The organism is Streptomyces manipurensis, assembly GCF_049570255.1.
Lineage (GTDB): Bacteria > Actinomycetota > Actinomycetes > Streptomycetales > Streptomycetaceae > Streptomyces > Streptomyces manipurensis.
Genome location: NZ_CP186950.1, coordinates 1,760,218 through 1,774,755, shown reverse-complemented (window position 1 = coordinate 1,774,755; position 14,538 = coordinate 1,760,218). Strand labels below are relative to the sequence as shown.

The following is a 14,538-nucleotide window of genomic DNA, read 5'->3' as shown; positions in this document are numbered from 1 at the left end:
CTCAAACTCCCCTTGAACGATCTGGCGACTACGCCGCGACTACCCCTTACAAACGCGGAACCCTAGGTCCCGGTTGCAGGGGAGTGCGGTCCACTACGCTCGACCGGATGAGCGCGCGTCTCGACCGTACGCCCCTGCCCAGGTCCTTCTTCGACCGCCCGGTCCTCACGGTGGCCCCGGACCTGCTGGGCCGCACCCTGGTCCGCCGCACCCCGGACGGCCCCCTGGAGCTCCGCATCACGGAGGTGGAGGCGTACGAGGGCGAGTCCGATCCGGCCTCCCACGCCTACCGGGGCCGGACCGCCCGCAACGCGTCGATGTTCGGCCCGCCCGGACACGCGTACGTCTACTTCATCTACGGCATGTGGTTCAGCCTCAACCTGGTGTGCGGCCCGCCGGGCCTGGCCAGTGGTGTTCTGGTGCGGGCCGGGGAGATCACGGTGGGCGCGGAGCTGGCCGCCAAACGTCGAGTTTCAGCCAGAAAACCTGTTGATCTCGCCAAAGGGCCGGCCCGTCTGGCCACGGCCCTGGACGTGGACCGCAGCCTCGACGGCGCGGACCTGTGCGGCGGCCCCGACGCACCCCTGTCCCTCCTGGCCGGCACCCGCACCTCGTCCGACCTGGTGAGCAGGGGTCCGCGGACGGGCGTCGGCGGTGCCGGCGCGGAACACCCGTACCGCTTCTGGCTCACAGGCGACCCGACGGTGAGCCCGTACCGCGCTCACGCGCCGCGCCGCCGCTCAACTTGACTCGCCCCGACGGGGCGCCTAACGTTGCTCGAGCCGCTTTTACGGGGCACCGCCATCGGCGGACCCCCGGAGCGGCCAAACCACACCTACGACTTACCCCTGGCGGGGCTGTATTCGGCATGCCCGAATTCCCGGCCTGCGGCTCGATTATGAGTTGCAAGGGACAAGCGCTAACGTGGTGGAGCGCCGAAAGGCAAAGACCCCCAACGGTCACCGAATTCAAATCCAAGCCGGAAACGGCGGCGGAAATGATCTGGTAGAGTTGGAAACGCAAGAACACAGCAGGACAACAGAGCGAAAGCCCGGAGGAAAGCCCCAGCCAGTGTTGCTGAGGGTGAGTACGAAGGAAGCGTCCGTTCCTTGAGAACTCAACAGCGTGCCAAAAATCAACGCCAGAAGTTGATACCCCGTCCACTTCGGTGGATGAGGTTCCTTTGAAAAAGACCTGTGAGGTCGCCTTCGGGTGATGCTTGCAGGCAACCAAACACAGCGAGGACGCAGTGGTACGTCGGTCATATTCCGACATGACGTGCCCGCTCAACGTGATGTGTGGACCCGATTACGGGTAAACATTCATGGAGAGTTTGATCCTGGCTCAGGACGAACGCTGGCGGCGTGCTTAACACATGCAAGTCGAACGATGAAGCCCTTCGGGGTGGATTAGTGGCGAACGGGTGAGTAACACGTGGGCAATCTGCCCTTCACTCTGGGACAAGCCCTGGAAACGGGGTCTAATACCGGATACCACTCCTGTCCGCATGGGCAGGGGTTGAAAGCTCCGGCGGTGAAGGATGAGCCCGCGGCCTATCAGCTTGTTGGTGGGGTAACGGCCCACCAAGGCGACGACGGGTAGCCGGCCTGAGAGGGCGACCGGCCACACTGGGACTGAGACACGGCCCAGACTCCTACGGGAGGCAGCAGTGGGGAATATTGCACAATGGGCGAAAGCCTGATGCAGCGACGCCGCGTGAGGGATGACGGCCTTCGGGTTGTAAACCTCTTTCAGCAGGGAAGAAGCGAAAGTGACGGTACCTGCAGAAGAAGCGCCGGCTAACTACGTGCCAGCAGCCGCGGTAATACGTAGGGCGCAAGCGTTGTCCGGAATTATTGGGCGTAAAGAGCTCGTAGGCGGCTTGTCACGTCGGATGTGAAAGCCCGAGGCTTAACCTCGGGTCTGCATTCGATACGGGCTAGCTAGAGTGTGGTAGGGGAGATCGGAATTCCTGGTGTAGCGGTGAAATGCGCAGATATCAGGAGGAACACCGGTGGCGAAGGCGGATCTCTGGGCCATTACTGACGCTGAGGAGCGAAAGCGTGGGGAGCGAACAGGATTAGATACCCTGGTAGTCCACGCCGTAAACGTTGGGAACTAGGTGTTGGCGACATTCCACGTCGTCGGTGCCGCAGCTAACGCATTAAGTTCCCCGCCTGGGGAGTACGGCCGCAAGGCTAAAACTCAAAGGAATTGACGGGGGCCCGCACAAGCGGCGGAGCATGTGGCTTAATTCGACGCAACGCGAAGAACCTTACCAAGGCTTGACATATACCGGAAAGCATTAGAGATAGTGCCCCCCTTGTGGTCGGTATACAGGTGGTGCATGGCTGTCGTCAGCTCGTGTCGTGAGATGTTGGGTTAAGTCCCGCAACGAGCGCAACCCTTGTCCTGTGTTGCCAGCATGCCCTTCGGGGTGATGGGGACTCACAGGAGACCGCCGGGGTCAACTCGGAGGAAGGTGGGGACGACGTCAAGTCATCATGCCCCTTATGTCTTGGGCTGCACACGTGCTACAATGGCCGGTACAATGAGCTGCGATACCGTGAGGTGGAGCGAATCTCAAAAAGCCGGTCTCAGTTCGGATTGGGGTCTGCAACTCGACCCCATGAAGTCGGAGTCGCTAGTAATCGCAGATCAGCATTGCTGCGGTGAATACGTTCCCGGGCCTTGTACACACCGCCCGTCACGTCACGAAAGTCGGTAACACCCGAAGCCGGTGGCCCAACCCTTGTGGAGGGAGCTGTCGAAGGTGGGACTGGCGATTGGGACGAAGTCGTAACAAGGTAGCCGTACCGGAAGGTGCGGCTGGATCACCTCCTTTCTAAGGAGCACAGTACCGATTGCAGACAAACGTTCTGCACGGTCAGCTCATGGGTGGAACGTTGATTAGTTGGCACGGTTTCTGACACTTCCTGCAAGTACTGCTTCGGCGTGGAACGCAGCGAAAGTCGACGGAATCGTGCTTGGCACGTTGTTGGGTCCTGAAGGTACGGCCGTACGGCTGTTCTTCAGTGCCGGCCCCAGTGAACTCACTAGCTTGTCTGGTGGGGTGATGGGTGGCTGGTCGTTGTTTGAGAACTACACAGTGGACGCGAGCATCTGTGGCCAAGTTTTTAAGGGCGCACGGTGGATGCCTTGGCACCAGGAACCGATGAAGGACGTGAGAGGCCGCGATAGGCCCCGGGGAGCTGCCAACTGAGCTTTGATCCGGGGGTGTCCGAATGGGGAAACCCGGCAGTCGTCATGGGCTGTCACCCACTGCTGAACACATAGGCAGTGTGGAGGGAACGAGGGGAAGTGAAACATCTCAGTACCCTCAGGAAGAGAAAACAACCGTGATTCCGGGAGTAGTGGCGAGCGAAACCGGATGAGGCCAAACCGTATGCGTGTGATACCCGGCAGGGGTTGCGCATGCGGGGTTGTGGGAATGAGCTTTCACAGTCTGCCGGCTGTGAGGCGAGTCAGAAACCGTATGGATAGGCGAAGGACATGCGAAAGGTCCGGCGTAGAGGGTAAGACCCCCGTAGCTGAAATCTGTACGGCTTGCTTGCTCATCTCCCAAGTAGCACGGGGCCCGAGAAATCCCGTGTGAATCTGGCGGGACCACCCGCTAAGCCTAAATATTCCCTGGTGACCGATAGCGGATAGTACCGTGAGGGAATGGTGAAAAGTACCGCGGGAGCGGAGTGAAATAGTACCTGAAACCGTGTGCCTACAAGCCGTGGGAGCGTCGCTCATTGGGTTTACCCAATGGGTCGTGACTGCGTGCCTTTTGAAGAATGAGCCTGCGAGTTAGCGGTGTGTAGCGAGGTTAACCCGTGTGGGGAAGCCGTAGCGAAAGCGAGTCCGAACAGGGCGATTGAGTTGCACGCTCTAGACCCGAAGCGGAGTGATCTAGCCATGGGCAGGTTGAAGCGGAGGTAAGACTTCGTGGAGGACCGAACCCACCAGGGTTGAAAACCTGGGGGATGACCTGTGGTTAGGGGTGAAAGGCCAATCAAACTCCGTGATAGCTGGTTCTCCCCGAAATGCATTTAGGTGCAGCGTCGTGTGTTTCTTGCCGGAGGTAGAGCACTGGATAGGCGATGGGCCCTACCGGGTTACTGACCTTAGCCAAACTCCGAATGCCGGTAAGTGAGAGCACGGCAGTGAGACTGTGGGGGATAAGCTCCATGGTCGAGAGGGAAACAGCCCAGAGCATCGACTAAGGCCCCTAAGCGTACGCTAAGTGGGAAAGGATGTGGAGTCGCAGAGACAACCAGGAGGTTGGCTTAGAAGCAGCCACCCTTGAAAGAGTGCGTAATAGCTCACTGGTCAAGTGATTCCGCGCCGACAATGTAGCGGGGCTCAAGCGTACCGCCGAAGTCGTGTCATTGCAGCAATACTCCCAACGGAGGCTGTGATGGGTAGGGGAGCGTCGTGTGCCGGGTGAAGCAGCAGCGGAAGCTAGTTGTGGACGGTTCACGAGTGAGAATGCAGGCATGAGTAGCGATACACACGTGAGAAACGTGTGCGCCGATTGACTAAGGGTTCCTGGGTCAAGCTGATCTGCCCAGGGTAAGTCGGGACCTAAGGCGAGGCCGACAGGCGTAGTCGATGGACAACCGGTTGATATTCCGGTACCCGCTTTGAAACGCCCAATATCGAATCAGGCGATGCTAAGTCCGTGAAGCCGTTCCGGACCCTTCGGGGAAAGGAAAGTGGTGGAGCCGACGAACCAGACTTGTAGTAGGTAAGCGATGGGGTGACGCAGGAAGGTAGTCCAGCCCGGGCGGTGGTTGTCCCGGGGTAAGGGTGTAGGCCGAGGGGTAGGCAAATCCGTCCCTCATACAAGGCTGAGACCTGATGCCGAGCCGATTGTGGTGAAGTGGATGATCCTATGCTGTCGAGAAAAGCCTCTAGCGAGTTTCATGGCGGCCCGTACCCTAAACCGACTCAGGTGGTCAGGTAGAGAATACCGAGGCGTTCGGGTGAACTATGGTTAAGGAACTCGGCAAAATGCCCCCGTAACTTCGGGAGAAGGGGGGCCATCACTGGTGATCGGACTTGCTCCGTGAGCTGGGGGTGGCCGCAGAGACCAGCGAGAAGCGACTGTTTACTAAAAACACAGGTCCGTGCGAAGCCGTAAGGCGATGTATACGGACTGACGCCTGCCCGGTGCTGGAACGTTAAGGGGACCGGTTAGTGACCTTTCGGGGTTGCGAAGCTGAGAACTTAAGCGCCAGTAAACGGCGGTGGTAACTATAACCATCCTAAGGTAGCGAAATTCCTTGTCGGGTAAGTTCCGACCTGCACGAATGGCGTAACGACTTCTCGACTGTCTCAACCATAGGCCCGGTGAAATTGCACTACGAGTAAAGATGCTCGTTTCGCGCAGCAGGACGGAAAGACCCCGGGACCTTTACTACAGTTTGATATTGGTGTTCGGTTCGGCTTGTGTAGGATAGGTGGGAGACTTTGAAGCAGCCACGCCAGTGGTTGTGGAGTCGCCGTTGAAATACCACTCTGGTCGTGCTGGATGTCTAACCTCGGTCCGTGATCCGGATCAGGGACAGTGTCTGATGGGTAGTTTAACTGGGGCGGTTGCCTCCCAAAGGGTAACGGAGGCGCCCAAAGGTTCCCTCAGCCTGGTTGGCAATCAGGTGTTGAGTGTAAGTGCACAAGGGAGCTTGACTGTGAGACCGACGGGTCGAGCAGGGACGAAAGTCGGGACTAGTGATCCGGCGGTGGCTTGTGGAAGCGCCGTCGCTCAACGGATAAAAGGTACCCCGGGGATAACAGGCTGATCTTCCCCAAGAGTCCATATCGACGGGATGGTTTGGCACCTCGATGTCGGCTCGTCGCATCCTGGGGCTGGAGTCGGTCCCAAGGGTTGGGCTGTTCGCCCATTAAAGCGGTACGCGAGCTGGGTTTAGAACGTCGTGAGACAGTTCGGTCCCTATCCGCTGTGCGCGTAGGAATATTGAGAAGGGCTGTCCCTAGTACGAGAGGACCGGGACGGACGAACCTCTGGTGTGCCAGTTGTCCTGCCAAGGGCATGGCTGGTTGGCTACGTTCGGGAGGGATAACCGCTGAAAGCATCTAAGCGGGAAGCCTGCTTCAAGATGAGTATTCCCACCTCCTTGAGAGGGTAAGGCTCCCAGTAGACGACTGGGTTGATAGGCCAGATGTGGAAGCCCGGTAACGGGTGAAGCTGACTGGTACTAATAGGCCGAGGGCTTGTCCTCAGTTGCTCGCGTCCACTGTGTTAGTTCTGAAGCAACGAACAGTTGCTGGTTTCTAGAGCTGGAACACATAACTACAGAGTGTGCTTGTTCGCTCGAAACCGATAGGGTTTCGGTGGTCATAGCGTTAGGGAAACGCCCGGTTACATTCCGAACCCGGAAGCTAAGCCTTTCAGCGCCGATGGTACTGCAGGGGGGACCCTGTGGGAGAGTAGGACGCCGCCGAACAATCTTTCAAAGGACCTTTGGTCCAGCGTTCAACGCTGGACCAAAGGTCCTTTTTTGTTTTTCACCTCTTTACGTCGAAGCGCGGCCATGGGTTGGTTGCGCGAGAATGACTAGCGGTACCCCGAAGACAGGAGTCACACCCATGTCCAACTCTCCCGACGATCGTCCGGAGCGCGAGCCTCGGCGCAACGACGGCGGTGACAGGGGCGGCTACCGCGGGGGCCGTGACGACCGTGGTGGCGACCGTCCCGCCTTCCGTCGTGACGACCGTGGTGGTCGGCCGGCCGGCGGTGGCGGCGGCGGTTTCCGTCGTGACGACCGTGGCGGGCGTCCCGCCGGCGGTGGCGGCGGCTTCCGTCGTGACGATCGCGGTGGCGACCGTCCGTCGTACCCGCGTCGTGATGACCGTGGTGGGGACCGTCCTTCGTACCCGCGCCGTGATGACGACCGTGGTGGGTACCGCGGCGGCCGTGACGACCGCGGCGGCGAGCGCCCGTCCTACCCCCGTCGCGACGACCGAGGCGACCGTCCCTCTTACCCGCGCCGCGATGACCGTGGCGGGGACCGTCCGGCCTTCCGCCGTGACGACCGCGGCGACCGTCCCTCTTACCCGCGCCGTGATGACCGTGGTGGGGACCGCCCCTCGTACCCGCGCCGTGATGACGACCGCGGTGGGTACCGCGGCGGCCGTGACGACCGCGGCGGCGACCGCCCGTCCTACCCCCGCCGTGACGACCGCGGCGACCGCGGCGAGCGTTCCTTCGGCGGCGACCGCCCCTCCTACCCGCGCCGCGACGACCGAGGAGGCGACCGCCCCTCGTATCCGCGCCGCGATGACGACCGCGGCGGTTTCCGTCGTGACGACCGGGGCGACCGTCCGTCGTACCCCCGTCGTGACGACCGAGGTGGCGACCGTCCCTCGTTCCGTCGCGACGACCGAGGCGACCGCCCCTCCTACCCGCGCCGCGATGACCGTGGCGGGGACCGTCCGGCCTTCCGCCGTGACGACCGCGGCGACCGTCCCTCTTACCCGCGCCGTGATGACCGTGGTGGGGACCGCCCCTCGTACCCGCGCCGTGATGACGACCGTGGTGGGTACCGCGGCGGCCGTGACGACCGCGGCGGCGACCGCCCGTCCTACCCCCGCCGTGACGACCGCGGCGACCGCGGCGAGCGTTCCTTCGGCGGCGACCGCCCCTCCTACCCGCGCCGCGACGACCGAGGAGGCGACCGCCCCTCGTACCCGCGCCGTGATGACGACCGTGGTGGGTACCGCGGCGGCCGTGACGACCGCGGCGGCGACCGCCCGTCCTACCCCCGTCGCGACGACCGCGGCGACCGCGGGGACCGTCCGGCCTTCCGCCGTGACGACCGGGGCGACCGTCCGTCCTACCCGCGCCGCGACGACCGCGGTGGCGACCGTGGCGGGTTCCGTGGCGGCCGTGACGACCGCGGTGGCTACCGGGGCCGTGACGACCGTGGTGGCGACCGCGGCTACCGCGCGGACCGCGACCGGGACCCGGTCAAGCGCCTCCCGATCGACGAGGACGTCACCGGCCTGGAGATCGACGCCGACGTGCGTCAGGAGCTGCTGAGCCTGCCCAAGGGCCTGGCCGAAGAGGTCTCCAAGAACCTGGTCATGGTCGCCCGGCTGATCGACGAGGACCCGGAGCAGGCGTACGCGTACTCGCGCATCGCCCTGCGCCTGGCCTCCCGCGTCGCCGCCGTCCGCGAGGCCGCCGGCTTCGCCGCGTACGCCACGCAGAAGTACAGCGAGGCCCTCGCCGAGTTCCGCGCCGCCAAGCGCATGACCGGCTCCGTCGAGCTGTGGCCCGTGATGGCCGACTGCGAGCGCGGCCTCGGCCGCCCCGAGCGGGCGCTGGCCATGGCCGGCGAGCCCGAGGTGCAGAAGCTGGACAAGGCCGGTCAGGTCGAGATGCGTCTCGTCGCCGCCGGCGCCCGGCGCGACCAGGGGCAGCTCGACGCGGCCATCGTGACCCTGCAGAGCCCCGAGCTGGCCTCCAGCTCCGTGCAGCCCTGGACCGCGCGCCTGCGGTACGCCTACGCCGACGCCCTGCTGGCGGCGGGCCGTGAGGACGAGGCCCGCGAGTGGTTCGGCAAGGCCCTGGAGGCGGACAAGGACGGGGCCACCGACGCCTCCGACCGTCTCGCCGAGCTCGACGGCGTCGAGTTCGTCGACGCCTCGGTCGACCCGGCCGACGAGGACGCGGACGACGACCGCGCCGAGGACGAGGACGACGACCGGGACCGCGACTTCGACGAGGACGAGGACGACGAGGACGACGAGGACGACGAGGAGCAGGACGCGGCGGAGGTCGCCGCGGCCGAGCGCGCGACCGACGTCACCGAGTACTACGACGAGGACGACGAGGAGTACGAGCCCCTCGACGAATCCGCGGGCGACACCGACGCGCAGGACCGCAAGGCCTGAGCGCTGACGTGAACACAAGAAGGGCGGTACCCCGGCAGGGGTACCGCCCTTCTTGCGTCGTCGGGCCCGTCAGACCCGTCAGGCCAGGCCGCGCAGGACCAGGCCCGTGGCCGGCTTCGGTCCGAAGGAGGTGGACTTCCGCGGCATGGTGACGCCCTGGCGGGCCAGGTCGCGTACGACCTCCTCGCGGACCGGGTGGAGCAGGACCGCGGTGCCCCCGTGGCGCTCCGCCATGGCCACGGTGGCGGCGGCGTCGTGGATGTACGTGATCTGGTCGGGGGTGTCGGGCACGTTCCAGATGGTGTCGAGCAGCGTCGAGTGCAGTACGGTGGCGTCCAGCCGGCGCCAGGCCTCGGGCCGGTCGTGGCGGACCGTGCGGTCGAGGAGTTCCGGGTCCGGATCGGTGACCAGGTGGAAGCTGCCGTCACCGGCGAGGAGGAAGGCGTTGCCGCGTTCCGAGGCGTCCGCGAGGGCCTCCAGGGCCAGGGGCAGCGGGCCGTCGACGGGGCGGGTCCGGAAGTGGTCCCGGGCCGCCGCCAGAGCGTCGGGGGCCGGGAGGCGGCGCAGCATCCGGTGGATGGCGCGGACCTGGAGGGGGTAGCGGGCGGTGTCCACGAGGAGGACCAGGCCGAAGTCCCAGGCCGTGGGGGAGCCGTGCTCCTCCTGGAGGCGCAGGTAGGTCGCCCAGCGGTGGTGGCCGTCGGCGATGAGGGCCTGGCGGTGCCCGAGGTCCGCGGTGACGACGGCCAGCTCGGCGGGGTCCGTGATGGCCCACAGCCGGTGCTGGATGCCGTCCTCGGTGGTGGTCGACAGGAGCGGTTCGCGCCGGGCGGTGCGCTCGACGACCGCGGCCGCGCCGGCGGCGGGGTCGTCGCCCCGGTAGGTGAGCAGGAGCGGTTCGAGGTTCGCCGAGGTGGCGCGCATCAGGCCGGCCCGGTCGGTGACCACGTCGGGCATGACGTCCTCGTGGGGCAGGACGATGCCGGCGTCGGCGGTGGACAGGGCCAGGGCGCCGATGACGCCGCGCTGGAGCAGTCCGGCCCGGCGCTGCTCGTACACGTACAGGGCGGGCTCGGGGTCGGCGCTGAGGACGCCCTCGGCGAGCCACTCCCGCAGGGTCCGCGCGGCCTGCTCGTTGCGGGCGGCCGGGGTGCCGGCCTGGGGGAGGATGAGCCGGACGATGTTGTGCGGGTCCGCGGACTGGAGGTGGTCCACTCCGTCGGGGCGCACGACCACGTCGTAGGGGGGCGAGGTGACGGCGGCGAGGCTGCCGACACGCTCCGGGACGTAGCGCAGGCCATGGAAAGGGATCAGGCGCAGGCCGTGGTCCGCGGTGCCAGAAGTGGTCATTGGTGCATGGTAAATCGCGTCTCGCCATGCGGGATGATCGGGGCAGTACGGAATCGGACATGATCGATCGCGTGAGGAGCGGCAAGGATGACCCGGCAGATCAGGACCAGTCCGGCGGCGTGTGAGCAGAGTCTGCACCAGGCGTACGACACCGCTCTGCTGGACCTGGACGGTGTGGTGTACGCGGGCGGTGCGGCCATCGCGCACGCGGTGGAGTCCCTGGGGGCGGCCCGTGCCGCGGGCATGCACCTCGCGTACGTCACGAACAACGCGCTGCGGACGCCGGACGCCGTCGCCGAGCACCTGGGCGAGCTGGGCGTCCCGACCGAGGCGGGCGAGGTGATCACCTCGGCGCAGGCCGTGGCCCGGCTGATCGCGGAGCAGGTGGAGCCGGGGTCGAAGGTGCTCGTCATCGGCGGGGAGGGGCTGCGGGTCGCGCTGCGCGAGCGGGGTCTGGTGCCCGTGGAGTCGGCGGACGAGGAGGGGCTCGCGGCGGTCGTGCAGGGCTACGGGGGTCCGGACCTGCCGTGGGGGCGGTTCGCGGAGGCCTCGTACGCGATCAACCGCGGGGTGCCGTGGTTCGCGTCGAACACCGACCTGACCATTCCGGGGGCGCGGGGGATCGCGCCCGGTAACGGGGCCGCGGTGGAGGTCGTACGGATCGCCACGGGCGCGGAGCCGCAAGTGGCGGGCAAGCCGTTGCCGCCGATGCACCGCGAGACGGTGCTGCGGACCGGGGCGGAGCGGCCGCTGGTGGTCGGGGACCGGCTGGACACCGACATCGAGGGGGCCTTCAACGGCGAGGTGGACTCGCTGCTGGTGCTGACCGGGGTGACGGACGCCGCGCAGCTGCTGCGGGCCGAGCCGCGGCACCGGCCGACGTACGTGGACCGGGACCTGCGCGGGCTGATGGCGGGGCAGCCGGAGGTGGTGCCGGTCGAGGAGGGTTTCCGGTGCGGGGGCTGGACGGCGGTCGCCCTGAACAACGGCGTGCTGGAGCTGCGCGAAGCCGACGAGGCGGGCGGTGACGGCGGATCCGGCGGTGACGGCGGGTCGGGTGCGGATCCGCTCGACGGGCTGCGGGCGCTGTGCGCGGCGGCCTGGACGGCGGCCGGGGACGGTGCCTGCACGCTGGACGCGGCGAAGGCGCTGGCCAGACTGGGGCTTTAGGGCCGTACGGGTGACCCGTTCGGGGTGGAGGCTAGGCTAACCTAACCTGCGTGTTGGTCGAGAGTCCCCCCGAACCCGAACGGAACGCGGTGCCCGAGCAGGGCGCCGACGCCGCCGTAGCCCGTCCTCGCCGTGCTCCGCGCATCGCCGGACTGGCCGCCGCCCTCGTCGTGCTGGCATTGGTCGCCGTGCTGAGCATCGCCGTCGGCGCCAAGCAGATGCCCCTGGACGAGGTCTGGCACGGCCTCTTCGACTACACGGGGACGCCCTCCGACGTGGTGGTCCGCGACCTGCGGATCCCGCGCACCCTGCTCGGCCTGATGGTCGGGCTCGGACTCGGCCTGTCGGGTGCGGTGATGCAGGCGCTGACCCGCAACCCGCTGGCCGAGCCCGGCATCCTCGGCGTGAACGCCGGTGCGGCCGCGGCCGTGGTCTCCGCGATCAGCTTCTTCGGCGCGACCTCGCTCAGCGAGTTCGTGTGGTGGGCCTTCCTCGGTGCCGCGGTCGTCTCGGTGGTCGTCTACGTGCTGGGCGGCAGCCGCAGCGCCACACCGGTCCGCCTCGCGCTCGCCGGTACGGCGGCCAGCGCGGCCCTGGTCGGCTACATCAACGCGGTGCAGCTGATGGACAGCAAGGCGCTGGACAAGCTGCGCTTCTGGACGGTGGGTTCGCTGGCCTCGGCCAACCTGGACACCGTCCGCCAGGTGGCGCCCTTCCTCGTGGTGGGCGCGCTGCTGGCGCTGACCCTGGGCCGGCCGCTCAACGCGATGGCGATGGGCGACGACACGGCCCGGGCCCTCGGCGCCCACCTGACCCGGACCCGGATCGGCGCCATGGTCGCCGTCACCCTGCTCTGCGGCGCGGCGACCGCGGCGTGCGGGCCGATCGTCTTCATCGGGCTGATGATCCCGCACCTGGTCCGGGCCTTCACCGGGCCGGACATGCGCTGGGTGCTCGCGTACTCGGCCGTGCTGTCGCCCGTCCTCCTGCTCGGCGCCGACGTCGTCGGCAGGGTCGTCACGCGCCCGGCCGAACTGCAGGTCGGCGTGGTGACCGCGCTCATCGGCGGCCCCGTCTTCATCTACCTGGTTCGGCGCAAGAGGATGGCCCAGCTGTGACCGCGACCGTGACCGACACCTCCCGCACGCCGGGGAAGCCCGTGCCCCCGGGGAGCCGGCAGGGACCCCGCCCGCTGCGCCTGCCCGGCGGGTTCTCGCTGCGGATCGAGCGGCGCGCGCTGAGCGCGGCCGTGCTGCTGACCGCCGCGGCCCTCGGGATGGCGGTGCTGCTGATCGGCACCGGCGACTTCGACATCGCGCCGTGGGACGTCGTGCAGACCCTGCTCGGCAACGGCACCCCGGCCAACGACTTCATCGTCAACGACCTCCGCCTCCCGCGGGTCCTGGTCGCCCTGCTGGTCGGCGCCGCCCTCGGCATGGCCGGAGCGGTCTTCCAGTCCGTCTCCCGCAACCCGCTCGGCTCCCCCGACCTGCTGGGCTTCGGCTACGGCTCGGTGGTGGGCGCGCTCGTCGTCATCATCCTGTTCAAGGGCGACGCCACCGCGGTGGCGGTCGGCGCGCTGGTCGGCGGTCTGCTGGCCGGAGCCGCCGTCTACCTGCTGGCGTACAAGAAGGGCATCCAGGGCTACCGGCTGGTGCTCGTCGGCATCGGCGCCTCGGCCATGCTCATGGCCGCGATCCAGTACCTGATCACGAAGGCCCAGATGATCGAGGCCACCCGCGCGATGGTGTGGCTGACGGGCTCGCTGGCGGGCCGGGACTGGGCGCAGGTGTGGCCGCTGCTCGCGGTCTGCGCGGTGCTCTTCCCGCTGGTCCTCGGCCAGGGCCGGGCGCTGCGGATGATGGAGATGGGCGACGACGCGGCGTACGCGGTCGGGGTGCGCGTGGAGCGCACCCGGATGCTGCTGATGCTCGCGGCGATCCTGCTCACGACGGCGGCGAGCGCCGCGGCGGGGCCCATCAGCTTCGTCGCGCTGGCCGCGCCGCAGCTGGCCCGGAGGCTGACCCGCTCGCCCGGCGGGAACCTGATGACCGCCGCGCTGATGGGCTCGGTGCTGCTGATGGTGTCCGACTGGGCGTCCCAGCGGGCCTTCGGCGCCGACCAGCTCCCGGTGGGCGTGGTGACCGGTCTGGTCGGCGGCGTCTACCTGCTCTGGCTGCTCGTCACCGAGCGCAAGGCCGGGCGCATATGAGTGCGACTGACAGCAACCTGAGGAGTACGGAAGTGCAGCGGCTGACCGCGGAGAACGTGACGCTCGGCTACGACCAGCGGGTCATCGCCGAGGACCTGTCGGTGGAGATCCCCGACAACTCCTTCACGGTGATCGTCGGCCCCAACGCCTGCGGGAAGTCGACGCTGCTGCGGGCCCTGTCCCGGATGCTGAAGCCGTCGGCGGGGCGGGTGCTGCTGGACGGGCAGGTGATCGGTTCGCTGCCGGCCAAGAAGGTCGCCAAGACGCTGGGGCTGCTCCCGCAGTCCTCCATCGCGCCGGACGGCATCACCGTCGCCGACCTCGTCTCGCGCGGCAGGTACCCGCACCAGGGCCTGCTGCGGCAGTGGTCCGCGGAGGACGAGCGGGTGGTGCAGGAGTCGATGGCCTCCACCGGTGTCGCCGAGCTCGCCGACCGGGCCGTGGACGAGCTGTCGGGCGGGCAGCGCCAGCGCGTGTGGATCGCGATGGCGCTGGCCCAGCAGACCCCGCTGCTGCTTCTCGACGAGCCGACGACCTACCTCGACATCCAGCACCAGATCGACGTCCTCGACCTGTGTGCCGAGCTGCACGAGGAGCAGGGGCGCACGCTCGTCGCGGTGCTCCACGACCTCAACCACGCGGCCCGCTACGCCACGCACCTGATCGCGATGCGCGGCGGGAAGGTCGTCGCCGAGGGGCCGCCGCAGGAGGTGGTGACCGCGGAGCTGGTGGAGAAGGTGTTCGGGCTGCGCTGCCAGGTCATCGACGACCCGGAGACCGGGACGCCGCTGGTGGTCCCGGCCGCGCGCAAGGCCCGTACGGCCGTCGTGCCGGCCTAGACCGGGCCACCGGTCCGCGGGGGAGGGCCCGTTCCGCCG

Annotated in this window: 7 protein-coding genes, 3 rRNA genes and 1 pseudogene; 10 read left to right on the top strand and 1 reads right to left on the bottom strand. The window is 67.0% G+C overall.

Going from position 1 to position 14,538, the window contains the following annotated elements:
- Positions 1-107: 107 nt before the first annotated feature.
- The 6 genes and pseudogenes from ACPU2J_RS08135 (at position 108) to ACPU2J_RS08110 (ending at position 8,928) form a co-directional block, all read left to right on the top strand.
- A complete protein-coding gene (locus ACPU2J_RS08135; protein WP_420081222.1) occupies positions 108-749 on the top strand; it encodes a DNA-3-methyladenine glycosylase in 642 nt (213 codons plus the stop codon).
- A 572-nt stretch (positions 750-1,321) separates the two neighbouring features.
- Positions 1,322-2,845: ribosomal RNA gene (locus ACPU2J_RS08130) — 16S ribosomal RNA — on the top strand.
- A 282-nt stretch (positions 2,846-3,127) separates the two neighbouring features.
- Positions 3,128-6,251, top strand: a 23S ribosomal RNA gene (locus tag ACPU2J_RS08125).
- A gap of 108 nt (positions 6,252-6,359) precedes the next feature.
- Positions 6,360-6,476, top strand: a 5S ribosomal RNA gene (gene rrf / locus ACPU2J_RS08120).
- Together the 16S, 23S and 5S rRNA genes form the textbook arrangement of a ribosomal RNA operon.
- A gap of 142 nt (positions 6,477-6,618) precedes the next feature.
- A pseudogene (locus tag ACPU2J_RS08115) lies at positions 6,619-7,842 on the top strand (hypothetical protein); the annotation flags it as partial.
- Between the two features lie 210 nt (positions 7,843-8,052).
- On the top strand, positions 8,053-8,928 hold the full coding sequence (locus ACPU2J_RS08110; RefSeq protein ID WP_420082475.1) for a tetratricopeptide repeat protein: 876 nt from the start codon (positions 8,053-8,055) through the stop codon (positions 8,926-8,928).
- A gap of 78 nt (positions 8,929-9,006) precedes the next feature.
- On the opposite strand, the gene ACPU2J_RS08105 is transcribed toward ACPU2J_RS08110, so the two are convergent.
- Positions 9,007-10,278 carry a DUF1015 family protein gene (locus tag ACPU2J_RS08105; protein WP_420081223.1) on the bottom strand — a complete coding sequence of 424 codons (1,272 nt, stop codon included), beginning with the start codon at positions 10,276-10,278 and terminating at the stop codon, positions 9,007-9,009.
- An 87-nt stretch (positions 10,279-10,365) separates the two neighbouring features.
- Between ACPU2J_RS08105 and ACPU2J_RS08100 the strand changes: the two genes are divergently transcribed.
- From ACPU2J_RS08100 to ACPU2J_RS08085, 4 genes are read left to right on the top strand one after another with little or no spacing between them, the layout of a single operon-like run.
- On the top strand, positions 10,366-11,448 hold the full coding sequence (locus ACPU2J_RS08100; RefSeq protein WP_365141253.1) for an HAD hydrolase-like protein: 1,083 nt from the start codon (positions 10,366-10,368) through the stop codon (positions 11,446-11,448).
- Between the two features lie 50 nt (positions 11,449-11,498).
- Positions 11,499-12,566: a FecCD family ABC transporter permease gene (locus tag ACPU2J_RS08095; RefSeq protein ID WP_423833015.1), complete on the top strand. Its 1,068-nt coding sequence runs from the start codon at positions 11,499-11,501 to the stop codon at positions 12,564-12,566.
- On the top strand, positions 12,563-13,660 hold the full coding sequence (locus ACPU2J_RS08090; protein ID WP_420081226.1) for a FecCD family ABC transporter permease: 1,098 nt from the start codon (positions 12,563-12,565) through the stop codon (positions 13,658-13,660). Before ACPU2J_RS08095 ends, ACPU2J_RS08090 begins: the two co-directional genes overlap by 4 nt.
- Positions 13,657-14,499 carry an ABC transporter ATP-binding protein gene (locus tag ACPU2J_RS08085; RefSeq protein ID WP_420081227.1) on the top strand — a complete coding sequence of 281 codons (843 nt, stop codon included), beginning with the start codon at positions 13,657-13,659 and terminating at the stop codon, positions 14,497-14,499. The genes ACPU2J_RS08090 and ACPU2J_RS08085 overlap by 4 nt, the downstream gene beginning before the upstream one ends.
- Positions 14,500-14,538: the final 39 nt, after the last annotated feature.